General features: G+C 27.8%; 25 protein-coding genes, 2 pseudogenes and 1 riboswitch. Of the genes and pseudogenes, 7 read left to right on the top strand and 20 right to left on the bottom strand.

Going from position 1 to position 26,728, the window contains the following annotated elements; translation table 11 throughout:
• Positions 1 to 6: 6 nt before the first annotated feature.
• The 9 genes and pseudogenes from ric to ACYUDJ_RS08440 form a co-directional block, all read right to left on the bottom strand.
• On the bottom strand, positions 7 to 705 hold the full coding sequence (gene ric / locus ACYUDJ_RS08480) for an iron-sulfur cluster repair di-iron protein (protein WP_003488739.1): 699 nt from the start codon (positions 703 to 705) through the stop codon (positions 7 to 9).
• Positions 706 to 764: 59 nt separating this feature from the next.
• Positions 765 to 1,997, bottom strand: a complete 1,233-nt coding sequence (locus ACYUDJ_RS08475) for an FprA family A-type flavoprotein (protein WP_003488738.1) — start codon at positions 1,995 to 1,997, stop codon at positions 765 to 767.
• A 157-nt stretch (positions 1,998 to 2,154) separates the two neighbouring features.
• On the bottom strand, positions 2,155 to 2,865 hold the full coding sequence (locus tag ACYUDJ_RS08470) for a Crp/Fnr family transcriptional regulator (RefSeq protein WP_003488737.1): 711 nt from the start codon (positions 2,863 to 2,865) through the stop codon (positions 2,155 to 2,157).
• Positions 2,866 to 3,494: 629 nt separating this feature from the next.
• Entirely contained in the window at positions 3,495 to 4,313 is an 819-nt protein-coding gene (locus ACYUDJ_RS08465; RefSeq protein ID WP_003488736.1) for a PHP domain-containing protein, read from the bottom strand.
• 11 nt (positions 4,314 to 4,324) lie between these two features.
• Positions 4,325 to 6,166 carry a beta-glucoside-specific PTS transporter subunit IIABC gene (locus tag ACYUDJ_RS08460; RefSeq protein ID WP_043031465.1) on the bottom strand — a complete coding sequence of 614 codons (1,842 nt, stop codon included), beginning with the start codon at positions 6,164 to 6,166 and terminating at the stop codon, positions 4,325 to 4,327.
• A 218-nt stretch (positions 6,167 to 6,384) separates the two neighbouring features.
• Positions 6,385 to 7,221, bottom strand: a complete 837-nt coding sequence (gene licT, locus ACYUDJ_RS08455; protein WP_043031463.1) for a BglG family transcription antiterminator LicT — start codon at positions 7,219 to 7,221, stop codon at positions 6,385 to 6,387.
• 182 nt (positions 7,222 to 7,403) lie between these two features.
• A pseudogene (locus tag ACYUDJ_RS08450) lies at positions 7,404 to 7,592 on the bottom strand (hypothetical protein); the annotation flags it as partial.
• Positions 7,589 to 7,966 (bottom strand): annotated as a pseudogene (locus ACYUDJ_RS08445) (AAA family ATPase); the annotation flags it as partial. The pseudogenes ACYUDJ_RS08450 and ACYUDJ_RS08445, both read right to left, overlap by 4 nt.
• A 27-nt stretch (positions 7,967 to 7,993) precedes the next feature.
• Positions 7,994 to 8,869 (bottom strand): LysR family transcriptional regulator, encoded by an 876-nt coding sequence (locus ACYUDJ_RS08440; RefSeq protein WP_043031461.1) that lies wholly within the window; start codon positions 8,867 to 8,869, stop codon positions 7,994 to 7,996.
• Between the two features lie 124 nt (positions 8,870 to 8,993).
• Between ACYUDJ_RS08440 and ACYUDJ_RS08435 the strand changes: the two genes are divergently transcribed.
• Entirely contained in the window at positions 8,994 to 10,184 is a 1,191-nt protein-coding gene (locus tag ACYUDJ_RS08435; RefSeq protein ID WP_043031458.1) for a coenzyme F420-0:L-glutamate ligase, read from the top strand.
• Positions 10,185 to 10,446: 262 nt separating this feature from the next.
• Here ACYUDJ_RS08435 and ACYUDJ_RS08430 read toward each other — a convergent pair whose 3' ends face one another.
• The 5 genes from ACYUDJ_RS08430 to ACYUDJ_RS08410 form a co-directional block, all read right to left on the bottom strand.
• A complete protein-coding gene (locus ACYUDJ_RS08430; RefSeq protein WP_043031457.1) occupies positions 10,447 to 11,859 on the bottom strand; it encodes a PIG-L deacetylase family protein in 1,413 nt (470 codons plus the stop codon).
• 278 nt (positions 11,860 to 12,137) lie between these two features.
• A complete protein-coding gene (locus tag ACYUDJ_RS08425) occupies positions 12,138 to 12,812 on the bottom strand; it encodes a hypothetical protein (protein ID WP_043031455.1) in 675 nt (224 codons plus the stop codon).
• Positions 12,813 to 13,082: 270 nt separating this feature from the next.
• Positions 13,083 to 13,892, bottom strand: a complete 810-nt coding sequence (locus ACYUDJ_RS08420; RefSeq protein WP_265202419.1) for an ABC transporter permease — start codon at positions 13,890 to 13,892, stop codon at positions 13,083 to 13,085.
• Positions 13,893 to 13,913: 21 nt separating this feature from the next.
• The gene (locus ACYUDJ_RS08415) at positions 13,914 to 14,129 is read right to left on the bottom strand and encodes a hypothetical protein (RefSeq protein ID WP_242867279.1); all 216 of its coding nucleotides are present in this window, start codon (positions 14,127 to 14,129) and stop codon (positions 13,914 to 13,916) included.
• Entirely contained in the window at positions 14,126 to 14,851 is a 726-nt protein-coding gene (locus ACYUDJ_RS08410) for an ABC transporter ATP-binding protein (protein WP_043031453.1), read from the bottom strand. Before ACYUDJ_RS08410 ends, ACYUDJ_RS08415 begins: the two co-directional genes overlap by 4 nt.
• 424 nt (positions 14,852 to 15,275) lie before the next feature.
• A riboswitch (cobalamin riboswitch) is annotated at positions 15,276 to 15,467 on the top strand.
• Positions 15,468 to 15,596: 129 nt separating this feature from the next.
• Here ACYUDJ_RS08410 and ACYUDJ_RS08405 point away from each other — a divergent pair.
• From ACYUDJ_RS08405 to ACYUDJ_RS08380, 6 genes are all read left to right on the top strand, one after another.
• Positions 15,597 to 17,183 carry an ABC transporter substrate-binding protein gene (locus ACYUDJ_RS08405; protein WP_052500380.1) on the top strand — a complete coding sequence of 529 codons (1,587 nt, stop codon included), beginning with the start codon at positions 15,597 to 15,599 and terminating at the stop codon, positions 17,181 to 17,183.
• The gene (locus ACYUDJ_RS08400) at positions 17,184 to 18,134 is read left to right on the top strand and encodes an ABC transporter permease (RefSeq protein WP_043031451.1); all 951 of its coding nucleotides are present in this window, start codon (positions 17,184 to 17,186) and stop codon (positions 18,132 to 18,134) included.
• A gap of 1 nt (position 18,135) precedes the next feature.
• A complete protein-coding gene (locus tag ACYUDJ_RS08395; RefSeq protein ID WP_043031448.1) occupies positions 18,136 to 18,960 on the top strand; it encodes an ABC transporter permease in 825 nt (274 codons plus the stop codon).
• A 78-nt stretch (positions 18,961 to 19,038) separates the two neighbouring features.
• Positions 19,039 to 19,980 carry an ABC transporter ATP-binding protein gene (locus tag ACYUDJ_RS08390; RefSeq protein WP_043031446.1) on the top strand — a complete coding sequence of 314 codons (942 nt, stop codon included), beginning with the start codon at positions 19,039 to 19,041 and terminating at the stop codon, positions 19,978 to 19,980.
• The gene (locus ACYUDJ_RS08385) at positions 19,964 to 20,734 is read left to right on the top strand and encodes an ABC transporter ATP-binding protein (protein ID WP_003488704.1); all 771 of its coding nucleotides are present in this window, start codon (positions 19,964 to 19,966) and stop codon (positions 20,732 to 20,734) included. Before ACYUDJ_RS08390 ends, ACYUDJ_RS08385 begins: the two co-directional genes overlap by 17 nt.
• A 337-nt stretch (positions 20,735 to 21,071) precedes the next feature.
• Complete coding sequence (locus tag ACYUDJ_RS08380) at positions 21,072 to 21,758, top strand: DNA alkylation repair protein (protein WP_043031444.1); 687 nt, start codon at positions 21,072 to 21,074, stop codon at positions 21,756 to 21,758.
• Positions 21,759 to 22,004: 246 nt separating this feature from the next.
• On the opposite strand, the gene ACYUDJ_RS08375 is transcribed toward ACYUDJ_RS08380, so the two are convergent.
• The 6 genes from ACYUDJ_RS08375 to ACYUDJ_RS08350 form a co-directional block, all read right to left on the bottom strand.
• Positions 22,005 to 22,748, bottom strand: coding sequence for a M15 family metallopeptidase (locus tag ACYUDJ_RS08375; protein ID WP_003488700.1), 744 nt, complete (start codon positions 22,746 to 22,748; stop codon positions 22,005 to 22,007).
• 226 nt (positions 22,749 to 22,974) lie between these two features.
• Positions 22,975 to 24,048: a hypothetical protein gene (locus tag ACYUDJ_RS08370; protein WP_003488698.1), complete on the bottom strand. Its 1,074-nt coding sequence runs from the start codon at positions 24,046 to 24,048 to the stop codon at positions 22,975 to 22,977.
• A gap of 12 nt (positions 24,049 to 24,060) precedes the next feature.
• The gene (locus tag ACYUDJ_RS08365) at positions 24,061 to 25,044 is read right to left on the bottom strand and encodes a phosphodiester glycosidase family protein (RefSeq protein WP_003488696.1); all 984 of its coding nucleotides are present in this window, start codon (positions 25,042 to 25,044) and stop codon (positions 24,061 to 24,063) included.
• Positions 25,045 to 25,101: 57 nt separating this feature from the next.
• On the bottom strand, positions 25,102 to 25,248 hold the full coding sequence (locus ACYUDJ_RS08360) for a hypothetical protein (protein ID WP_003488694.1): 147 nt from the start codon (positions 25,246 to 25,248) through the stop codon (positions 25,102 to 25,104).
• A gap of 141 nt (positions 25,249 to 25,389) precedes the next feature.
• Positions 25,390 to 26,043 (bottom strand): response regulator transcription factor, encoded by a 654-nt coding sequence (locus tag ACYUDJ_RS08355; protein WP_003488692.1) that lies wholly within the window; start codon positions 26,041 to 26,043, stop codon positions 25,390 to 25,392.
• 40 nt (positions 26,044 to 26,083) lie between these two features.
• Positions 26,084 to 26,728 (bottom strand): hypothetical protein, encoded by a 645-nt coding sequence (locus tag ACYUDJ_RS08350; protein ID WP_043031442.1) that lies wholly within the window; start codon positions 26,726 to 26,728, stop codon positions 26,084 to 26,086.

The raw sequence follows: 26,728 nt of genomic DNA, 5'->3' as shown, positions 1-26,728 counted from the left end.
CCAGCTTTAAAGCATCTCAAATAATACGCTATTTTCTTTGTATATATGGATAAACAAATCTTTTTCTAAGCTATGAATCTTATCATAAGTTAATTTATAGCTTGTACATGCACCTTCTGGTGCTTTGAAATCTCTTGTTATTTTTTCTAATTCTTTTAATATATCTCCGGCTTTATCATGTTCATCTTCTGTTTCTTTTATAAATTTGTCTATTTCTTTTTTTACATTTTCATCTTTAGTTAATTCATACTCTTCTATTAATGGGAATAAATTTTCTTCTTCTTTTATCAAATGCTCCTCTAATTCTATTTTTAAAAGTCCAAATAATCTATGAACTTTTAATAATTCTTCTCCATGATGTCCAAAATGAACTTTTAATATTTTTGATAATAATCCATCTATTTCTTTAAGCTCTCTTTTTGTATAATCATGATGAGTATCTACTATATTTTTCATAAGATTTACTGGTCTTTCTTTTCTCCAATCTATATACTCTTCATTGGATTCTACAAACTTTTCATATTCTTCATTAAGTTTTTGTATGAATTCATCTGAATTTATTCTTTTTTCCTTTAAAGCTTCTCCTAAAGTACCATGCCCACCACAGCAATAATCTATTTTTACATCATTGAATATTCTACTTGATCCTGGGAATATAGAAACGACTTCCCCAATCTTTTGATTTACATTAATAGTGTTTTTCATAACAATTCCTCCTAAATTAAAGTAACTAATTTATTTCTAATAATTACTTATCATAATCCTTATATTGAATTTAATAATAAATCTGCTATAAATATAGTTGCTTTCTTTATTTCTTCTTTATCATTTTCTTCTGGTGAAAATTTAATTCTTATTGGAAATTTCACATCTGTCATTCCTGTAGATTTTATAATGTATGAAGTGCTTAAAACCTTCATGTTTGTTTCCTTTAAATAATCTTGTACAACTTCAATACCTTCTCCACTCCATCCATAAGATCCAAAGGCTGCTGCTATCTTATTTTCTAAGTTCATGTCCTTTAAACTTTTTAAGACATCTTCTAATCTTCCAATCATATCTCCATATTTTGTAGATGTTCCAACAAGTACTGCATCTGATGTTTTAACATTTTTCAGAATGTCCTCATCTGATGTCTTATTAACATTAATTAATTCTGCATTTATATTGTCTTTTTCAAAATGTCCTTTGATTAATTCCGAAATCTTTTTAGTATTGTTTGTCATTGTAGAATATAAAATTAAGACTTTTTTATCTACATTTGTATTTTTGCTCATTTCGTCATAAATATCTATAAACTTTTTAGCATTCTCTCTTAATATAAACCCGTGAGATGGTGCTATAATTTCTATATCTAAGCTTCTTATTTTCTTTATCATATTTTGTACATATCTTCTGTGAGGATGCATTATTAAGCTGTAATATGTTTTAAAATCTTCTAATATATCCTTTTTAGCCTTATCATTGAAATATTCATAATTTGCTATATGAGTACTAAATATATCGCATGGAAATAATATTTTATCTTCTTTAGCAAAAGTTATCATAGTTTCTTCTGTATGAAGATAAGGTGTTTCCATAAACTCAAGAGTTTTTCCACCTATATCAAGAGTATCCCCATCTTTAACTACTAAAAAGGTTCTATTATGAAGTTTATACATAGCTTTTAATTGGTCAACTGCTTTTTGAGTGCAAACAATAGTTGCATTTTTAGCATTGTAAGCCAAACTCCCTAATGCTCCTGAATGATCTGGTTCTGTATGGTTTATTACTATATACTGAATTTTTTCTAAGTTTATTAAAGTTTTCAGACTTTCAATATATTCTCTTCCAAAACTTATATCTACAGTATCAATAATTGTAGGTTTTTCTGTAAGTAAAAGATAACTATTATAAGTTGTTCCCTTTGTTAAAGTTAATCTATGAAATGGTACATCTCTATCATCAATTTTTCCTACTAAATAAATTTTTTCTTTAATATTTACATTTTTCATCATATTCATTACCCCCAATTTTTTATTAGTATTTATATTGTTTGCTTTATTTTCTTGTTTGTTATGGCTTCATTATATAAACTATTGGAACTTAAAAATATGATTCAAATCAAATTTTCAAAAAAATAAAAAAGTGCAAAGCACTTTTCTCTAAAATAATCTATTCTATAAATTCTTTTAATGCATCTTCATCTTTAATTATAATTACCTTATTACCAACAAGTTTTATAATATCTAAATCTTCAAATTTAGATAATTTTCTACTTATAGTTTCTCTTGTAACCCCTACATAGTTTGCCATCTCTTCCCTATTTATAGGCAGTTTTATTTCTATATATTGTTCTTTATTTACTCCATATTTTTCACCAAAATCTAATATCATATTAGCTATTCTAATATCTGCATCATTGGTAGCTAAATTTTGAGCTAGAGTTTCCGTTTCCGCAAGTCTTCTAGTAACTTCTTTTAATATCTTTAAAGATATATCTGGATTTTTTAATAATATCTCGTTCATCTTATTTTTTGTAAGGGTACATATTTTTACATCAGATATAGCATAAGCAGAAAAATTATAACTTTTATTATCATTAAAAAGATTTAATTCTCCAAAAAAATCTCCACTGGAAAGTATATGAATTATTTGTTCTTTTCCTTCCTTAGTAAGCTTACAAAGTTTTACTTTCCCTTCATTTATAATAATTAAAGTTTCTGATTTATCTCCTTCATTGCAAATAGCTTCTCCCTTTTTAAAAGCCTCATGCCCTGTCATATTTACAATTTTTATTAACTCTTCTTCTGATAAAGAAGAAAATATAGGAACTTTCCTTGCACAAATATTGTGATGACATCTTCCACAAGTACACTCTTTCATAAAAAGCATCCCCTTTATTTAATATAAAAAACTAATTTATATTTGTAACTATAGTTTCTGTTAGTATATCATTAATATAATATTGCGCTCTACAAATAAATTATATTTTAAGCATATTTATTTCTTTAATCATTTCATTTAGATTTTAATTAAAATGAATATTTAATCAGTTATATTTTATAATAGAACTCTTATCTATGTCCATATAAAGGATTCCCCTTTGTTATTATAACTATTATTCAAATTACCTTTATGGCAGATATAACATATACCCTATATTGTTATAATCTATGGAATTATAAGATATATATTTTAAATTTATCCCAAATTTAAGGGTTTAACTATAAATATCTTAATGTATATAAAATAATTTAAAGCTGTAATAATTTTTAATTACCACAGCTTTTTTAATATCATTTCTATTCGTAAACGTAATAAAATCCAGTAACCTAGCATTTACTGCTTGTTACTGGATTTATTTTACCAAAAAACATTTTTAAATTCTATACGATAAGTTTTTCACGCTTACGATTTCTTGATATATTAGTATCATTAAATGGTTTTGTTCTATTTTGCTTTTCTTTACTATTAGTAAGTATTTTCATCCTCTGTAGAAGCCCTACCGGAATTTATCTAAAATGTTTTAATTCTTCATACTGCCCTTTGGTTAAACCATAACACCCAAATTCAATTAAATCTGGGTCATGAAAATCACTTCCTCCACTTTTGGCTAAGTTATGTTTAGCTGCAAAATTCAAGGTTTTTTTGTAATCTATTTTCTTCATCTTTGAATGATTTATTTCAATTCCCTGTAATCCATACTTAACATATTTTTCAATCTCATCATAATTATCATATTGGCAAGGATGAGCAATAATTGGTATACCACCATCTTTTTTTATTGCTTCAATCCCTTGCATTACAGGAGTATATCCCATCTTTAAATCAGTTTCCTTTGATGTTTTTGAAGCAAAAAGCTCATTATATCTTTCTTTTGTCATCTCATCTTTATATTTTTCTTTTAGAGCTTGAAAAATATTCATTTTAAAAACAATACTGTATTTGGAATATTTTTTGGCATCTTTATATGTTATATCATATCCCTTTTCGGACAATTCTCTTATTAGATCTCTATGATAATTATCTCTACATTTTAAAGTCTTATCACATAATTTTTTTACATGTGTAGCATTTTCATCAAGCCATAATCCAACAATATGAACCTTTTTAAACACATCATAATCATAACAACTCATTTCTACACCTTTTACTACTTCAAGATCCATTTTTCTGCCTAATTCATTAATTTCATCAAATTGATCAACGGTATCATGATCAGTAATAGCTATTGCTTTTATTCCTTTCTTTTTAGCCATATCAAGAACATTAGCAATTTCACAAATACCATCACTATGATTTGTGTGTACGTGCAAATCAGCGTATATCATATCTATTCCTCCTAAATTACTGTCAATAAAACATCTTCTTTGTCAACTTTGTTCTTATTAGTTGGCAGTACATCCATATAATCATTACTATTAGTTATAATTACAATCGTTGTTAAATCATATCCTGCATCTTTTATTTTATCAATATCAAATTTCAATAGTAAATCACCTTTTTTAACATTTTGTCCTTGTTTAATAGCTAAGTTAAAATACTTTCCATCTAAAGATACAGTATCTATTCCTACATGAATTAGTACTTCTATATCATTTATAGTAATTCCAATAGCATGTCCTGTTTTAAAACAAGCACTAACAATGCCATCTCCAGGAGCATATACTTTACCTTCGCTAGGAATAATTCCTATTCCAGCCCCCATTATTCCACTTGAAAAGGTTTCATCATCAATATCTTTTAGGGGAACAGTATCTCCCTTTACTGGTGTTAAAATATTTTTATATATATTTTCTTCTATAACTTTTCTCTGTTCTTCTTTATTTTGTTCAACTGGGTCATCAAATCCAATAATTAACGTAGCTATAAATGTTACTACTGCAGCTATAATTAGTGTAATTATAGCATGTATTAAATTATTTGTACCTTCAGATACCCACATTGGTAAACTTAATAACCCTGGTGTTACATAAACGAAAGCCTTTAAATTAACTATTCCTGCAAATAAACCTGCTGCTGCTCCACCAATCATACAAGCATACATTGGTTTTTTTAATTTAAGAGTAACACCATACATTGCCGGTTCAGTAATTCCTCCTAAAAATGCTGTAATACTTGATGAAAAAGCAATCTGTTTTAATTCTTTATTCTTAGTCTTTAGTGATACTGCTAAAGCTGCCGCTGCCTGAGAAATATTAGAACATAGTGCAATAACACGGGTAACAGGATCAAAACCATTTTGTTCAATAAGCATAACACAGATTGGACTCAACGCTTTATGCATACCTATTGACACTAACCATGGATATACAGCTGCTAAAATCGGAATAGCAACAATACCAAAATGCTGCTGTACATATAATACAGTATCTGCAACTAATTGTGCTATGTAATTACCTACTGGTCCAATTATAACAAATCCTAATGGAGCAGTAATCAATATAACTAGCAATGGTGCCATAAAGACTTTAATCATATCTGGAACATACTTATAAACATATTTCTCAATATAAGATATTACCCATACAATTAATATAGCAGTTACAAGCTGAGAAGAATATTTTGCTAATGATAATGGTATTCCTAAAAAGTATACAGGTTTTCCTGCTGCTACTAAAGAAACCCACTCTGGATGAAGCATTGATAAACAGACAAATGATGCTAAATACTGATTACATTTAAATATTTTTGCTGCTGAAAATGCTACAAATACTGGCATAAAGTAGAAACCTGTATCAAAAATAAATTTTAATATAATAAATGTTTGAGATGATTTGTCTAAAATCCCAAGTAAACTTAAAATTAAAAGTAATACCTTTCCCATTCCTGCTCCAGCAAGTAATGGTATCATTGGTGCAATGGATCCGGTAATAACTGATAAAACTTTGTCTACAATTCCTTCCTTTTTCTTCTCATTATTGTCCTTTGATGAATCTAATTTAGCAATTTTCATTATTTCTTTATAGACTTTATCTACATCGCTACCAATTACCAATTGATATTGTCCTCCCTTTTTTACTAGAGACAATACCCCTTTTATTGACTTAACTTCTTCATCATTAGCCTTTTCTTCAGACTTAATATTAAATCTTAATCTCGTTGCACAATGCACTAGAGAATTAATATTTTCCTCTCCTCCTATAGCTTTTAAAATTTCACTAGCCATTTTTTCATAATTCATTTTAAAATCCTCCATTTCTTATTTTATAAAATGAAGGTTTAGCCAACCTAATGTTACTACCCAACAATAAATATTTTATTTTTTGTAATCCCCCCTTTTATAAAGATTTATTAAAGATTTATTAAAAATTTATCTAACTCTTATGTAAAAAAATATAGAGAATGTGTGCAATACATAAGTATTATCACTAATTATAAAACTCCTATAAATTGTATTTATTAATCACTTATAAGCTTTGCAATATGTATTGTAAGATATAGAATCTCATCATCATTTAAATAAAAATAATACTTTTTTTCAATGAATTGTTTTATCTTCAAGCTGCATAAATAAGATTCCTTATATTCTTCTTTTATAATATCTAACAGATTATTATTAATATTATCATTTTTATCAGATTTTTTTGAAAAAACTCTATATCCAAAAAATTTTAAATGAGTAATAAAGCGATAATAATTATATGAATCTGTATTAAAGTCTCTGTTAAAATAATATTTAATAATATTTGTGATATTTTGTATAAATCCAGTTATCTCATATACATCCTTAATATTATTGCTGACTTCAGCACTAACAATATGAAGTGCTATAAAACCAGCTTCATCTTCATCCATAGTCAAACCATAATTTTGTTTAATAATATCAATTCCATATAATCCAATCTCATATTCGTTTTTATAAAAATGTTTTATTTCCCATAATAACTTATTCTTTAGTATAACTCCTTTATTATATCGTTCAATACTAGTAGTTATATGATCCATTAAAGAAATATACAATGAATCATCAAGTTCTATAGATAATTTCTGTTTTGCATATTGTACAATATCATGGCAAAGTTCAATATATTCTGTAGGAATACTACTTAAAATATCAACAAGATGATTAGAATATTCCATAGAACTTAAAATGAATTTCTTGGTAATTTTACTTTCTTCGATAAAATCACCTTTTCTCTTACCATAGGCTATTCCTTTACCCATTATAATTATTTCTTTTCCTTTATCATCAAATGTTATTACAGCATTATTATTTAAAATCTTATTTATTACCATAAAAAACCTCCCCCAAAAGCAAAAAAACCTATTTCCAGACATAACAAAATATCTGTAAATAGGTTTTGTGTAGCAAGCTAATCACTATTACAATCCATATCTTACATCTGTATTGTACTATATTACAACGTTAGTTGTCAACGATTTCTTATTTAATATATGCCATAAATTCACTACCTTCATTCATCTTCTTCATATTCATTTTGTAACTTTCTAGCAAAATCTTCGTAACTTTCATTAGCCATTATAGTTAAAGTGTTTACACCAAAACTATATACTTTTTCACCTTGTTGATTAACTTCTAGTCTAAGTCCTCTACATAGTTCTTGTCTCTTTTTTAATTCTGATTTTGTTTCATTTAAAGTACATATTCATCTATTAAGACAAATACTTTCTTATTGTTGATTTTGCTAAGCATATTTATATGTGCTACAACCATTTCTGCACTCATATCCTCCATAGATAATTTATTTTTACCTAATAAATCACCATATTTATATAAAAATCCTCTTGCTGCTGATGAAATTTTAAAATTAAAACTCTTTCTTAATTCTTCTTCACCATGCCCTGCATCTACCCCTGCAAAACTTATTTTTCATACAAGAAAACTGTTTTTCCCTTCTGTAGGTCTTCTGCCTATATATAAATCACCAAATAATTCTTCAAATTTATCTTTCTTATTTATATCATAATAGTTTTCAAGCATTGATATAAAAAGACTTTTACCAAATCTTAAATATAGCATACCCTATATATAATAATAGGCAAAGTTTTATAGGGTTTCTAAAAATGTTCTTGCAGCTGGAGACAATGAAACACTTTTTAAATAACAAAATCCTATATTACGCTTAGGTATAGGCTCCTTAGTCTTTACCTCAAACAAAATTTCTTGTTCTAAATATTCTAGTGAAAATTCTTTTACAACGCAGGCTATTCCTAGATTTATTTTTGCAAATTGTAATAATAAATCATGAGCACCAAGCTCAATTTCTGGGCTAATATTGACCCCCTTTGACAATAAATACTTTTCCACATATTGTCTTGAGTTAGATTTGCCATCTAATAATATAAGGGGCATCTTTGAGATTTCTACAAAACTTAAAGGCTCAGATATAGTTTTATTAAACCTTTCCCCACAAACAAATATATCTTGTATTTCCATACACTTTTTAAATTCTAGAGCAGAGTCTTCTATTGGTAAGTTACAGATAGCCAAATCAATATCCCCTGTTTTAACCAAGTTACACAACTCTACAGTAGTTCCGTTTAATATTTTTAATTTTACATTTGGATACTTTATATGAAATTCTTCTAAATAAGATAGTAAAAAATACTTAGAAGTAGTATCCCCTACCCCTATTTTTAGATCCCCTATCATAAGATTTTTAGAATCTAACATCTTCTTTTCTCCTGCTTCTATTAAACTTATAGCAGAAGTTACATATTCAAATAAAATTTCACCCTCATTAGTTAAAATAACCCCTTTAGGAGTTCTTGTAAAAAGTCTTATACTAAGTTCTTTTTCTAATTGCATTATTGATTGGCTTACGGCCGGTTGTGTCATATATAACTCCTTAGCTGCCTTTGAAAAGCTTTTACACTTTCCTACACAACCAAATACTCTATATAAATCTAATTTGCTTATCATATAAGCCCTCCTTATACCCACTATATATACTATTTATTTTACTTATACCATAAAAATGTTGTATATTACAAGTATAGGAAGTAATTTTAATTCAAAATTTTTTTGAAGTTAAGGAGAGATAAATTTGGAAAGAGTAGTTGGAACTGTTGTTAGAGGTCTTCGTTGCCCTATTATTAACGAAGGAGATTGTATAGAAGATATCGTTGTTGATAGCGTATTAAAAGCTTCTGATGTTGAAGGATTTGAAATAAATGATAAAGATGTTGTTACTGTAACAGAATCTGTTGTTGCTCGTGCCCAAGGTAACTATGCTACAATAGATCAGATTGCAAAGGATGTAAAATCAAAATTTGGTGATGATACCATAGGCGTAATATTTCCAATACTAAGCCGTAACCGTTTTGCTATATGCCTTCGTGGTATTGCAAAGGGTGCTAAAAAAATTGTTCTTATGCTTAGCTATCCATCTGACGAAGTTGGTAATCATCTTGTTGACATAGACATGTTAGATGAAAAAGGAATAAACCCTTGGAGTGATGTTTTAACTGAAAAACAATTCCGTGATTGCTTTGGAGAAGTTAAACATACATTTACTGGAGTTGATTATGTTGAATACTATAAATCTTTAATTGAAGAATATGGTGTTGAATGTGAAGTTATATTCTCAAATAATCCAAAAACTATATTAAATTATACAAAGAACGTTCTTACTTGTGATATACATACAAGATTTAGAACTAAAAAAATACTAAAAAACAATGGTGGCGAAAAAATATACAGCCTTGATAATATATTATCTTCATCTGTTGATGGCGGTGGATTTAATGAAAACTATGGTCTTTTAGGATCAAATAAATCTACTGAAGATACTGTTAAGTTATTCCCTCGTAACTGCAAACCTGTTGTTGATAATATACAAGCTAAGCTTAAAGAAAAGACAGGTAAAAATGTTGAAGTTATGATTTACGGAGACGGAGCATTCAAAGATCCTGTAGGTAAGATATGGGAACTTGCTGACCCAGTAGTTGCACCTGCTTATACAAAAGGACTTGATGGAACCCCAAATGAAGTTAAATTAAAATACCTTGCTGATAATGACTTTGCTCATTTAAAAGGCGATGAACTTAAAAAAGCTATATCTGAATATATAAAAAATAAAGAAGATGATCTTGTAGGTTCTATGGCATCTCAAGGAACTACACCAAGAAGACTTACAGATCTTATAGGCTCACTTTCTGACTTAACTTCTGGAAGTGGAGACAAAGGTACTCCTATAATATTTATACAAGGTTACTTTGATAACTATACTAAATAAAAACTGTAAAAAATTTTATATAAACTAAATAAAAAGCACTCCTTATTGTAAAAATTTGAACAATCCAGAATACAAATCTTTATAATAAGGAGTGTTTTTAAGATTTTCTAAATCTTTTAAATTTTGATACCTTCTTCTTATGCTATCAAATAAAAAATAATGTGTTTATAAATTTTTATCCCTTCTATTTACATGACATTACCATATTGAATACCCTTAACTGGTCAAAGATTAACATAAACTAAATAATAAAGAACCTGCTCTACATATCTAACATCCTCCATGCTGTTTTATCCATCATCCTATGTCCTATATGGGTACTTATATTAATAAAGACATTGCTAAAATATCCTATTGTATTTTCAGGAATATTAAGGATTATTTTTTCCCCTCTAATATTGAGCTTGACTCCTTCTATATTCATTATGGACTGTTTTCCAATTTCTTTTGCATGCATTTTCCCATTTTTCACTTCTAAATTTAGCCTTGAAACACATTTATCATTAAAAAATATTATATTGAAACCATATTTAGTATTTTCCTCGATTTCATCATTCATTTCTCCTGCAATGTTTAAACTATTATCTTCATTTCTCTCAATATATACTGCATATATGTCGGCACCTTTACTTATTTTCAAATTCAATTTATCCTTCAATGGATCTATTATTATTTTATTAGAATTGCGGGTTATAAATTCTTCACTATTATTATTTGAAAAAGGAATTTTCAAGTTATCATATCTTCCAAATAATTCGTTTTTTCTTTCAAAGGTCGTTAATAGTGGCTTTAATATTTTAATTTGAGTTCTGTATGTGTGAATTGCTTTAGTTTTTTCAGATATATCATCACTATTTAAATCAAAAGCATACCATTTAGTTCCCGTGCCAATAAGCTTTAAAGGAGGAACTAAATACATATTAGGTTCTCTTTTCATTTGTGTGGGCCAATCCCCTCTGTGAACAAGATATAATAGCTCTTTTTTAGGTTTATAATTTAAAATTGCTAGCGTATATTTTATAAAAGCATCAGTTGTCCAATGATCTGGATGCCTATCATTAGGATGTGGATATACCAATTCTATTGGTCTATATTCCTCAATGATTTTACTTATATCACTAACTACACTTTCTCCACAATAACTACTTACCCTTGTAAAACTATTGTTGTAAGGCGTTTTATTACTTTGAGTACTCTTACTTGTATATGACTTAGTTTTATTCCAATATTTTTCCCAAAGAGCCCTCATCCCACCATCTGGATATCCTAAAAATACTATATCATTCTCTAATAGCCCTAACTTTTCAAGGGCACTTATAGATTCTTTTTGTCTCTGATATGCAAATTTTATATAATCCTTAGGATTAGGCTTAAAATTAAGGCAATCAAATTGAACTGCAGCTTTAAACCCATCTCCATTTGTCATCAAAACAACTTTTACTTTCCCTCCATTTTCTAGTGTTCTCTTAATAAACCCTCCTGCTCCTAATACTTCATCATCATTATGTGGAGCAAAAACAATCACTTTCCCCGCTTTTCCAGGGGCTTCAATAGTATCTATATTTAATCTTATAATATAATTTTTAATAAATCCCTTGATAAAAAAAATTATTACACCAATTATTACAAAAAAAATTAACAGTATCAATATATATTTTTCCATTGTAAGATCCATAAATATCACCTCACTTATTTTATGTAAATGTTATTTTTTAAATTCATCTACCTAGGATAAAAGTATATAACAAATCAAATATGCTAATATTTTCATATTTTATCAATATAAAAATACCCTTAGTTATATATACATAAGGGTATTTTATTCTTATTCATTTAAAAATTATCTATATCAACTATTCTTTTATTCTCTCTACAAACAATCCATTGAGCCTTCCAATAATTTTAGCTAATCTCTTATAGAATATCTTTTTCACAGTGTCTTATCTAGATCTACTATAAATTATTATGAAGACATGAGTATTGAAACTGTGGTTGAGTCTGAATATAATAACCTGTTCTTACTTGACCAACCCAGTTTTCAAAAATAGACTTCCAATCATTTCTGGTAAAAAAAGTTTCAATAGGATTTGGTGCGGTAGAATCCCATTCTAATATTAAGAATGGTCCCACTCCAAAAGACCAAATTCCAGTTTGTTCTACCCCTATTTCCCTAATTAGCAATAGAGGTAGTCCATATTGATAAGCCATTGAAGGTTCAATTTGTGCAAAGGGATTTTCCTCCCAAACAGTTCCCACTAGAGGTTGGTTAAGGTTATTCTCAATAAGATTAACTCTTCGTTGCCTCAAATTAAGTGCTACCATTCCATAACTAGATAAAATCATTCTACGGATATTTGTTAATGGTGTTTCTGGATATTGTTCAGTTACAGGTAGTGTTCTTGGAAAGAGTAACACTTTTCTAATCTTCCTGATTATGGCATCCACAAACTCCTGCTGTACTTCATTTAATCTACTTGGATGGCTCAAAAATACAGGTATTCTAAATAGAAGATTTGCTGATTCTTTCATTAATGCTGTAGGTTCTGGACATTTACAGCTTAAACTTTTGCCTATCCCTTCTATTATTCCATTGTCATCTATATTAGATTTGTCTTTACTTTCATCCATATTCAAAATTGCCCCCTTTCTCATTATATAATATGCAACGAATATTAGAAGTTTACATGTTATAAATCATAAACACCCCTGATTAAATTAATCAGAGGTGTTAGATTATGACCATAATATATTGGATTAAAATTCTATTTTATTTCATGTTATTATATTTAATTATTAAAACTAAAAGCATATTTGTAAAGGCAGCTTCCTACTTTTCCACATATTCCCAATAACATCTGGTACCTTTGTGGAAAAATACTTTATTGTACTCACCTATTATTATAATCTACGATATTTTTTTAAAGCAACTATATTTAAAATAATAAATATGCTTGCAAATATAACTAAAAATAATAAATCGTTAGTTATTTGATTTAAATTATATCCTTTATACATTACACTTTTTAGTGCATCTGCTCCATAATAAATAGGCATAATTTTATCAATTATCTGTAACCAATTAGGCATACCTTCAAGTGGTAAAATTCCTGCAAAAAATATTTGAGGGATTATTACTAAAGGTATAAATTGAATCATTTGAAATTCAGAAAAGGCAAAAGTTGATAACAAAATTCCTAAAGATAAGGCTACTAAAGCTAAAAGTAAATTAATTAGTATTACATTAAAAATAGATCCAGCAAGTATAATATGTAAAATATTTATTGAAAATAAAACTACAATCAATGTTTGAATAACTGCAAAGATACCATAACCTATTAAATATCCTATTACTACTTCGTATCTCTTTATAGGTGTAGACATTAAACGTTCTAAGGTTCCAGTAGTTCTTTCCCGCAAAAGACCAATTCCAGATATTAAAAAAACAAAGAAGAATACAAAAAATCCAATTAAAATAGGACTTAACACATCAAAAAATGTAGTTTCACTATTTCCATAAATATAGGTTGCATCAATAGTTGGTGTCTTAAATTTAACTGGTAAAGTGCTGTTAGTTATTCTAGATTGAGAAGCTATAACTTGATTTATCTTCATTTTAAGAAGCTTAGCTTTAGAAGGATCACTATTTTCAAGAGTCAATTTTAAAGTTTTATTATCTATTTCTAATAAACCATCAAGTTTATCTTTAATAATAACTTCATTAGAAGCGGTTTAATATTCTATTACATTGATGTCTTCATTTTTTAATGCCTCTATGATATCTTTGTTCAAGTCAACTACTCCTAATTTAGGATTAACTGTACTACTATTAAATAAAAAATACATTAGTGTTAGTATGAGTAACGGAGCAACAAATAGTAATGCTAAAGTTCTTTTATCTCTCAACATTTGTAAACTTATTCTTTTTATTAATGCACGTATTCTCATATCTTTTTTCTCCCTGCTTTTAAAAATACTTCATCTAAATCATTAGCTTTGTAATATTCCATCAACTCAGAGGGAGTACCATTTGCTAATATAACACCCTCTCTAACCATTGCAAGAAAATCACATTTTTTAGCCTCATCCATAACATGTGTTGTAACTATAATTGTTTTATTTTCTTCATTTTTTAAGCGTAGTAATTCATTCCAAATATTTAGTCTTAATTCAGGATCAATTCCCACAGTAGGTTCATCTAATATAAGTATTTCCGGGTTTTGAATTAAAGCTATGGCAAGAGATAATCTACGTTTCATTCCACCAGAGTAAGTAGAAATTTTTTTGGATAAATCATTGTTCAAATTCACCATATTTATCACATAAGCAATACGATTTTCCATAGTTCTTTTATTTAATTTAAATAGGGAAGCATAAAATTTAAGATTTTCTTGTGCAGTTAACTCAGTATAAAGTGCATCAGATTGAGCCATATACCCTATGTTTTGCAATAATTCTAAATTAGGAACATTTTCATTTAAAACCTTAATTGTTCCGTTATCAGGAACCTCCATTCCCACTATCATTTTTACTAGAGTTGTTTTTCCAGATCCAGATGGTCCTATTAGTCCATAAATTTGGCCCTTATTTATATTTAAAGTTATGTTATTCAATACTAATTTTTTACCAAAACTTTTGCTCACATTACTTACTACAACTGATGGTTCCATTATAAACCCTCCTTAAATATATCTTACTTTTAAAATATCCTAGAACAACCATCTTTTTATTAGTATACCTTCTATTAAATTAAATTTTATCACAATATTAAGATAGTTATATAATTATTTTATAGCCCTACTATATAAATATATTTTTTCCCTAGAACAAGGATTAATACTTCCTTTAATTCCTCGCCTCCAAGCTCCTGTTGAATTATTTTGCATTAAGCATATCTAATCTATTCTTGAACAAACTATGTATTTACAATATTTAATAGTATACCCAACATTTTATACCATTTGAATAAAATACTACTTGCTAACCATTTGTTTTCCTAATAACTAGATAAGAAGTAACATAGCCATGGAATAAAATAAAATAGATTGTGTTGATAAGTTTCATAATGTAATGGTATAATTAAGGGAAAAATGTAATATTATGAATTTTTATGGTGCAATGTATTTATTTTATATTGCTTAATAGGGAAGCTTGGTGTAAATCCAACACGGTCCCGCCACTGTAAGAGGGAGTATATCATTGGATGCCACTGTTATTTATTAATGGGAAGGTAATGATATCACTATGATCTCAAGTCAGGATACCTGCCATAAAAACTTGTACAACTTTGCTCACGCGGATGAGGGGGTGTTTGTTTTTTGTTTATTAATAGATATTGATATTTATTAAGCTGCAATTATCTTCTCCTTAAAGAGAAGATTTTTTTATTTTCAAATTAAAATCGGAGGATTGATTATGACAAAACTATTATCTAAGAAAAAAAACATATTCAGTAAATTGTTACTTTTTTTAATGGCATCGTGCATTATTTTATCAGGGTGTACAAATAAATCTGAAAAAACAACTACAAAAACTGATAATAATAAAGAAATAGTACTAGCTGCTCCTAGAGATATAGCTCCAGGAAAAGAAAATATACATTTCACTAATATTATATCCTATGTTTGGGAACCACTTGTTACTATGAACAAAAAAGGTGAACCAGCTCCTAAATTAGCTAAGTCTTGGGAAATGTCAAAAGATGCAAAGCAATGGACTTTTAAGCTGCAACAGGGAGTAACTTTCCACAATGGAGAAAAGTTTAATGCAGATATAGTAGTTGCTAACTTTGATAGATATAAAAAACTTAAAAAAGGTAAATCTAATTTCTACACTTTTAAAGTAAATAAAATATATCCTGGATTAATTGATTGTGTTAAAGTAGATGATTACACAGTAAAATTAAATTTTAAAAACCCAGTACCTACACTACCATATAATATGGTTAACTTCGGAAGCCCTATATTCCATCCAAAGGATTTCGGTAAAGATGGTAATTTTGTAGTGGATAAACCTAATGCAACAGGTCCTTTTAAACTAATTGAATACAAAAAAGATTCTTATTGTGTATTAGAAGCTTTTGATAATTATTGGGGAAGCAAAGCTAAATCTAAAAAAATTAAAATTAAAACTATTCCAGATCCTCAAACAAGATTTTCAGCTTTAAAATCTGGAGAAATTATGGGAGTTTTAGACTTAGGTGCAATTCCACCTAATTTGGCTAAAGAACTTTTAAAAGATGATAAATTTGCAAGTTCATATGAAAAATCAACAATTTCTCATTATCTTTATGCTAATGGAAATAAAGCACCTTTTAATGATGTTAGAATGAAGCAAGCGGTAAGCCTTGCTTTAGATAGAGATTTGATTGTTAATAAATTCTATAACAACTTTGGAAAATCTACACAAAATATTTTAAACTATACTTCTCCTTTTTATAAAGATATAAAAGCAGAACACAATTTAGAAAAAGCAAAAGATTTAGCATCTAAAGTATTAAAGGGTAAAACTGCAGATGTTCAACTTATAGTTCCTGCTCACTTGGTAAAAGCTTATCCTTATAAGGAAGAAGCTGAATACATACAAGCTACTTTAAAATCTATAGGATTAAATGTATCTATAGTTAATTGTGAATTAGCTGCTTCTAGAGAAATTGCTAAAAAAGGTAATTTTGATTTATTTATGGACAGACGTGGACTACCAAATATGGAACCATATACCATACTTGAAACACATATGAAAAGTACTGGTGATACAAATAAAGAATATAACTTAGGATATAAAAATTCTCACGCTGATGAATTATTACAAACTGCTACTAAAACTATAGATATGAAAAAAAGAGGAGAAATATATAATGAGCTTCAAGATATATCAGCTAAAGAACTTCCTACAATTCCTCTTTTTAATGAAGTAAATTTAGTAGTTTATAATAAACAAGTTACTGGACACAATGCATTTATTTATGGAACTACCCTTCCAGAACTTCAGTGGAGCAAATAAATGAAACAATCTCTAAAATATTTGTTTAAAAAATTAATTCACTCAATTCCTGTACTTATAGGAGTTTCTCTAATTTCTTTTACATTAGGAATATTAGCGTCGGGAGACCCGGCACTTCAAGTTCTTTCTATGGATGGTATAAATCAGCCTACAGAAACAGAAATATTTAATCTTAGAGAAGAAATGGGGTTAAACGATCCCCTTCCTATACAATATATAAATTGGGTGAAAAAAGCCATTAATGGTGACTTAGGAAAATCTTATATATCTGGAGAACCAGTATTTGATGAACTAGTTAGAAGAATTCCAGTAACTTTTTCTATAGCTATATTTTCAGTAATTCTAGCCATTTTAATTGGAATACCCTTAGGGGTTATTATGGCAGTAAAAAATAATAGTTATATTGATAATATAGGCAGAATTATAGCCTTAATTTTTATTTCTATTCCTGGATTTTGGTTTGCATTTATTTCAATAACAATCTTTTCAGAAAAACTTAAAATACTCCCTACCAGTGGTTTAGAAGGCTTTAAAAGCCTTATTATGCCCTCTTTTATATTAGCTTCAGGAACTATAGGAGTAATAATGAGACTTACAAGAGCCAATGTTTTAAAAGAACTTAATAAAAATTATATTATAACTGCAGAATCAAAAGGTCTTTCCTATAAAATTATAGTTATGAAACATGCATTTTTAAATTCTTTATTACCAGTAATAACTCTTATAGGAAATTACTTTGCTGGTATACTTGGCGGTACCGCCATAATCGAAAGCATATTTGCTATTCCTGGCATGGGCAGATTTGTTATTGAAGGAATATTTAATAGAGATTACCCTGTAGTACAAGGCTATGTTTTGTTTACAGGCATTGTCTATATAACTTTTAACTTACTTATAGATCTATCCTACCTTATTTTAAATCCTAAAATAAGACTTGGAGGTGAATCCTAACATGAAAATATATAAATTTGCTATTATTACTTTGGCTATAATTCTACTCTTAAGTATATTCGCTCCATTAATTTCCCCTTATGATCCTGTAAAAGTGGACATGACAAATGCTTTAGTTCCTCCCTGCACAGAGCATTTATTAGGTACAGATGCTTTAGGTAGAGATGTACTTAGTAGATTACTTTATGGTGGACGAAGTTCCATTCTTTTATCTATTGTAGCTTCAATAATGACTATGACTTTGGGCTTTATAATTGGAATATTATCCGGTTATTATGCTGGAAAACTAGATTCCTTTATACAAATAATAGTAAATATATTACAATCCATACCTTCAATGAGCTTTATGATTGCCATAATAGGTATAATGGGTTCTGGTATAAAAAGCATACTGTTATCTGTTGTTATTACATCCTGGGCTGGTTTTTCTAGAATAGTTAGAAGTGAAGTTTTAAGTATACGTGAAGAAGATTATATCGAAGGGGCTAAAGCTATTGGTGCTATGGATTTCTATATAATAATTCATCATATAATTCCAAATATAATAGGTCCTTTTATAGTTTTATTTACAGTAAAAATAGGTAAAGTTATACTGTCCATAGCAAGTCTTAGCTTTTTAGGACTGGGATTAAAACCCCCTACTCCTGATTGGGGAATAATGATAAGTGATGCTAAAAGCTATTATCTTAGTCATCCAATACTAATAATGGCTCCTGGGGCTGCTATTATGCTCTTAAGTTTAAGCATAAATATAATTGGAGATTTTGCACGAGATTATTTGGACAAAGAAAAAAATATTCATAATATGGCATATGAAATAAAATAATATATTAAACAAAATTATCCATTAGATTGGTCTATTATTTTTTTCAATATGCCTAAATATATAAATGAGGTAATTTTCATGAATAAGGATATATTTATAAAAAATTTAAAAGTAGAATTTCCCACAAAAGAAGGAAATGTACAGGCTGTAGATAATATCTCTCTAAAAATAAATATGGGAAAAGTATTAGGCCTTATAGGAGAAACAGGTAGTGGTAAATCTGTATTGGGTCTATCCATATTAGGTTTATTATCTAGTAATGCTCTTATTTCTGGGGAAATATTATATAAAGGTACAGATTTATTATCATTAGATATAAATTTTCTAAGAAATTTAAGAGGAAGTGATATAGCTTTAATTCCTCAAAATCCTGGTACTGCTTTAAATCCAATAATGAAGGTAGGAAAACAAATAAGTGAAGGAATGAATGCTAATAAAAAAACTCGTAAGATTAAAGTACTTAATTTACTAAAAGACTTATTTCTTCCTAATCCTATTAAAGTTGCAGATTCCTATCCTTTTGAACTTAGTGGTGGTATGAAACAAAGAGTTTTAGCTTCTATGGGCATATGTGGTAATCCTAATTGGATTATTGCAGACGAACCTACAAAGGGACTTGATGCTATAGTTCGTGATCAGGTATATGAAACCTTGAAAAAAATAACTAATATTAGTAACTGCGGTATGCTTTTAATTACCCATGATTTAATGCTTTCTAAAAATTTATGTGATGACATAGCAGTTATGTATGCTGGTGATATAGTTGAAATGGGAAAAGCTTATGATGTTTTAGAAGATTCTAATCATCCTTATACAAAAGGACTCATATTTTCTCAGCCTCACAAAGGATTAAAACCTATGGAAGGCTCTTCTCCTAGTCTTATTAGTCCTCCTACAGGATGCAAGTTTTCACCAAGATGTCCTAATAAAATTCCTATATGTTCATTAAGAAAACCAGATTTTTATACAATGGAAAATGGCTCTAAAGTGAGGTGCTTTTTGTTTGATAAAAGTAAATAATTTAACTAAATCCTTTAAAAGAAATAATTTTATAAAAACTCAATCTTTAGTTTTAGATAATGTGTCCTTGCATATAAAAAAAGGAATTACCCTTGGACTTATAGGAGAAAGTGGCTGTGGTAAATCTACTTTAGGGAGAGTAATTCTTAAACTTATTTCCTTAGACAGTGGAGAAATTTATTTTAATGATATAGACATAACAAAATATTCCTCAAAGGATATGATAAGTTTAAGAAAAGATATGCAAATAATATTTCAACATCCTGATACCTCTTTAAATCCTAGTAAAACTATACTATTTAGTTTACTAGAACCTATTTTAATTCACAATTTAATGAATAGAAATGAAGCAATGATAAAAATCAAAGAATTTTTGGATTATGTTAATTTAAAGGAAGAAATTTTAAGTAGATATCCTCATGAAATAAGTGGTGGACAAATTCAAAGAATAGGTCTTATTAGAGTTTTGCTCTTAGAGCCAAAATTTATAATTTTAGATGAAGCAACTTCTATGCTAGACGTTTCTGTACAAGCTCAGATTATCCAATTACTAAAAAAAATTCAAAAGGAATTTGGTATAACCTATTTGTTTATATCCCATGATTTAGATTTAGTTACAGCCTTTTGCGATGAAATAGCTGTAATGCATAAAGGTAAAATTATTGAAGTAGGCAAAAATTATGATGTATATAATAATCCTCAGCAGGACTACACTAAGAAGTTAATTCGTACCTTCAAAAAATTTAAAGAATAGCTAATTTCATATAGTTTTTAAAATTATTAAAGTCTAAAGCAGTCATTAAATATTTATATTTTTATTTGCGTTATTTTTACAGTATTTTAATGACAATCATAAACAAACTTCTAAACATGGCATTAAATAAAATCAAATCTATAAAAAATAAATAATAATATAAGAATGGTTAAAAGTTTATGCAATATATTCTTATATAGGTGCTGGTATAAATTTGAATAAAAATACCTTTATGTATAGAATAATCTTATAGGATAAAAAAATTCCCAGTAAGGCTTTTATAGGATCTAAAACAATAAATTAAGACAAATTTAAATTGAAGAAAAGGAGCAAAACTTTGAATAAAACAATTAGAGAGCAAATTTTTGAATTAGCAGATGAAGAATATCAAAAATTTTCATCATCACTTTTACCTAATACGGATAATATTTTAGGAGTTAGACTACCTCAACTTCGCAAATTAGCAAAAGCAATTGCAAAACATGATTGGCGTGAATTTATGGCAAACTATGACAGTAAATATTTTGAGGAAATTATGCTTCAAGGGCTCGTGCTAGGTTATGCAAAAGCAGACATTGAAGAAATTCTTCAATACGCTGCTGATTTTGTACCCAAAATTGATAATTGGTCTGTCTGTGATAGCTTTTGTGCTGGTTTGAAATTTACTAAAAATAATATGGAACGTGTTTGGAATTTTATACAACCATTTTTATCCTCTAATAAAGAATTTGAGGTTCGCTTTGGTGTTGTAATGCTACTAGATTTTTACATTAATGATAAATACATAGATGAAGTAATTAAATCCCTAGATGCTATAAAGCACCCTGGCTATTATGCAAAAATGGCAGTTGCTTGGACTATTTCTATATGTTATATAAAATTTCCAAAACAAACTATGGAATATTTGAAAAATAATACCTTAGATGATTTTACTTACAACAAATCACTACAAAAAATTACTGAATCTTTACGAGTAGATAAGGAGACAAAAATAATTATCAAGAGTATGAAGAAAAAATTATAACTTCATATTTGCTGCATCAAAATTTAAAAATAAGATTAAGAGGAAGTCTCAAAATAAATTTAATTTTGAAATTCCCTCTTAAAGATACTCTTATTTATAACATATATTATTTTAACTTATACTGATCACAAGGTCATGGCATCTCATAATTTATATACATTTTAGAGTGCACAACAAAAATATTTTATAAACTAATCTAAAAATATGTTTTGTTATGCAAAAGAGTAATAACTTTTAATGGATATTTTATTTTCCACAATATTCCTCCAAAGTAATATTCCTATTCATAATTTCTGTAGCCACATCTATTCCTACATATCTTATATGCCAAGGCTCAAATTTATAACCAGTAATATCTTCTTTTCCCTTTGGATATCTAATTATAAATCCATACTTATAACAATTTTCTTTAAGCCATTTATATGCCCTAGTATTAACGAAAATTTCATCTAAGTTTGTATACTCGTTTGAAACTATATCTATAGCTAAGCCGGTTTGATGTTCACTTGTTCCTGGTTGTGCAACATATTTATCTGCATGTTGTTTTCCATTTCTATACACTGAACTATTATAAACATTTACCTGATAATTATAATTTCTATATCCTGATACTCCTAATAATACTATATTCTCAGTTTCAGCAGCATTAAAAAGTTTCTCTAAAGCTTCACCAGCTACTTTTCTCATTTTTCTTACTCCCGGATCTCCATTTGATATAAATCTTATATTGGGTACAATAAGATCTTTAGGTAAATAAGTTTCATATAACCTATTTTGTCTATTTACTAATAAAATTTCTTTTCTATTATCCCTAATTCTACCTTTATTTTGTTGACGAGTATGCTTATTTTCTGGCTTTGCAATAGTATTAGCATGTCCCACATTATTATTCTTTTTATTTGCCCAAACCTCTATAACACATAAAATTGCAATAATAACTATAAAAAAAATAAAGTTATTAAATATTTTTACAAGTGTTTTTTCAATCATATTATGTCCTCCAATTTATTTTCTCTAATCTTCTTTTAAATAATTCTAACAAAGCACAGTTTCAAAACCCTTTATTACTTGTTTCATAGTTGTTAAATTAATTATTTAGCATATTCAAAACATATCACCAAGTGTGAATAAAAACCTTTAATAAGATTATTTATCACTTAAATTTCTACTAAAAAATAAAAAGCCATAAATCTAATTATGACTTTTCATTCTTAATTTATTTTAAATTTGATAAAACAACTTTTTGATCCTTTAAAGACATAATGCTATTACAATTCATGTCCACAAATTCACCTATAAATTTAGTTTTCTTTTTATTCTTTAAATTTATAATCATACCATTTATATTGTCAACATAATATATATGTTCTTCACTAAATATATGAATATCTTTTACTTCTAAAGGTTTTTCTAACTGAATCTTTTTCCAATTATTATTATCTTTTTCATAATAATTTTTATAATAAATAGCCTTTACTTTATCATTATCTAACTGTCCAATATATACAATACCATTATTATCTACATATAAAAGCTTTGATTTATCCACACCATCTATTACAATTTCTTTAGTCTCTTGTGAATTAAAAAGAAAAACCTTTTTGTTTAAAATATTGTCAAATACCACTTGATCTTGTTGTTTTATAATATAATAATCTTCTATATTATCCGTATCTATTGGCAATTTGTGTATTCCAGCTGAAATATCAAGCCTATTTATGTTCTTTGAATTGTAATCGCAAGATTTAATATATACTATTGTATTTAAGGTATTTAATTGTATATCATCTACTTTTGAAGTACTTGTAGGCAATTTATACAGTCTACTCTTATTATTAAAATCTAGTACAGCTTGCTTTAAATCGTCTTTAGCTTCATAAGTGTATATTTTTATTGCAGCTTTATCATCAATTTCTTTCTTTTCCAAAATAATTAACTTGTCTTCCGATTCATACCATTTTACAAAGGTATCTTTTAAATTTTCCTCTAAATCTACCACATTATCTTTTCCATTTACTAAATTAATTACATGTAATGTATTTTCTAAATAATATGTAGCATATCTCCCACTAGGGGATAAATTAATTTTTTTTGCCCCTTTGGGAAGCGTGATATCATTTTTATTACACAATTCAATTTGATTAATGGTTTTAAATGTAACCTTAGTTTTATCTGTAAAATAATAATTACTTAAATAAAATAACACACCTGTTTGTATGACAAAAGATACTATTATCCACTTACATATAATTTTTAACTTCCTTTTTGACTTTGTTTTTTTCTTTCTCATTTCAATTCTCCCTTAGGATTCTACATATACAATTGTAGGTATAGCCCTTTCCCCAGTAACACAAGAAGGTCTATTAATAACTTCATTATTATAATACATAGTTGTAGATCCTCCACCATCAAGACACATTGCATTTACAGCACCTAGCTGTAACATAATATTTTGCATATCCTTAATAGATGCACCAAGTTTAAATCCCTTTCTACCATCTATTACAAGAAATATAATACTTCCATCCGCTTTTTGCCCTATTGCAGTTCTTGGATGAATTCCAGCTAATGAATTATCTGAAATATGTGGCTCACCATCAACAACTAATGTTGGAGTAAATGATATAGCTTCTTTTATATTTTTATTTAATAATCCCTCTACGGAAGCCGGCTCTACATGTACATACCCTTCACCGTCTATTGCAAAAACACAATTTTCTCTCTTTTTATATTCCTCTTTATTTAGGGGATAAACTACCTTGCCTTTAGATATTATAATCCCTATTGGAATTCCTCCAGTTCCTCCAGTTTTTCCATTGGGAGATACATCTGAATATCCTCCACCATTTATTGCCGCAACAGCCTTATATCTTTTGGCCATATCAGAAGTAGTCTCACCTACTTGTCCAAGTTTAGAAGAATATCCTACTTTCACTCTTTTAGGATCATGTATAATTAATGCCTCGCCTTCAAATTTAGAATTATTAATTTCCATTCTTTTGATATCATTGTTCACATTTCTAATTTCTACACTTTTACTATTTAAATTATTAATATTTAAATTATCATTCAAACTCTCTGTATCTTCTTTCATTATTTCATTTATCTTTTTATCACTAAAAAATATTTTTGCTATATACCTATGATTTCCTGTGCCCATGGCAGATGTAACTACTACATTTCTAACTTTTTTAAAGGGTCCATAGAAAGTATATAGGGGGAAAGTCACCATTATAAATACAAGTTGAAATATTACAAAAAATATTATTCTTTTCCAAATTTTCATTTTGTTCTCCCTTTATCTTTGGCAATAAATTTCTGTTTATAAAATAATATCTTCTTTTTATTGGACAATATCTTTTTTCCAAGATTTAACCACTACATTAGCATATCCAACATCCCTATCTCCATCTGCCAAAACCTCTTTTACACACAAAATTATAATAATAATCATTATAAAAACAATAACTCTAGATATGTTTTTTTTCATACTTATATCCTCCAGTCTTATAGATAATTTTAACAAAAATAAGTTTCAAAAATTTTTATTACTTGTTTCATAGTTGTAAAATCCATAAAAAAGATTGCATGCTTAGTACACCTAAACCACTAAGCAGCAACCTTTTAAAATTTAATCTTCAAGCCTATAACCAACCTTATATACTGTTTTTATACAATCTTTTAAATTTAATTTTTCTCTTATTCTCAATACATGAATATCAACAGTTCTTGTTTCTCCAAAATAATCATATCCCCAAACTCTCTCTAAAATCTGCTCTCTAGACAAAGCTATATTCTTATTCTTTATAAACAACATTAATAGCTCATATTCCTTTAAGGTTATATCAATTATTTCCCCCTTACTTTTTATTAACCTTTGTTCCGGGAAAATATCCAAGTGCTTCAATTTTATAACTTCTTCTATTTTGCCGCATCGCCTTAAAACTGCTTCTATTCTGGCTAATAATTCTATGCTTTCAAAGGGCTTTGTTATGTAGTCATCAGCTCCAAGCTTTAACCCCTTTACTCTATCTAATACATCATCCTTAGCAGTAACAAAAATAACTGGTATTCCTTTGCCCTTAATTTTTGAAATTATGCTAAAGCCATCAAGTTTAGGTAACATAATATCTAAAAGAATAATATCAAAATATGTATTTTCAATATAATTAACTGCCATTTCCCCATCACTAGCTTCAATCACCTCATACCCAGCCATTTCAAGATTGATAGCTATTAACTCCCTAATGGCAATCTGATCTTCAACCACTAAAACTTTTTTCATTTACCTACCTCCAATTGTTCTATTTTTAACTGTCATAATGCTAATTCTCATATGTATTTATAAAAAAACTAGTAATTGCTTTATCATTACAATTCACTATTATTGTAATATCTTCCTTATCATCCCTTTTATTTTTGAAATTGAATACTTGATTTTGTACCATATAACCATAAGCTATCCCACCATCATTAATATGATAATTATTAGGATTAATTTTTAACGCTTTAAACAAAGGATTTACTACACTAAGAATATCTTTTTCCTTTAATATATACTCTACTTTTTCTCCTTTATTTTCCTCATTTGGATTGTATAGTGATATGCTTTCTATTTTTCCATTAGAAGTATCTATTACACAATTATACATTTTCTTTGTATTAATAGATGTCCATGTTATATTCCAGTAAAGTATATCTTTTTCAGGTTTTCTAATTATTCTCACACTCTCATTTAAATTTTCTCTATTTAATTTTATATTAAATCCTTTATCAAAAATATCTAAGGCTTTTGCCATAGCTTTTTCTCTAGTTAGTATATTATCTTGTATACTCCCAACTTTTATATTTTTATTTATATCTTTTTCAGAGTACAATTTATTTTCATAATTATTAATTCTTATAGAACAACCAGTTAAAGTTGGTACTGCTAATAATATAGCAAAAACTAGTATCAGAAATTTTTTCAT

This window comes from Clostridium sp. CTA-6 (genome assembly GCF_054768115.1).
Note: the sequence above shows the minus strand (reverse complement) of the source record. Positions and strands in the feature narration are given on the sequence as shown.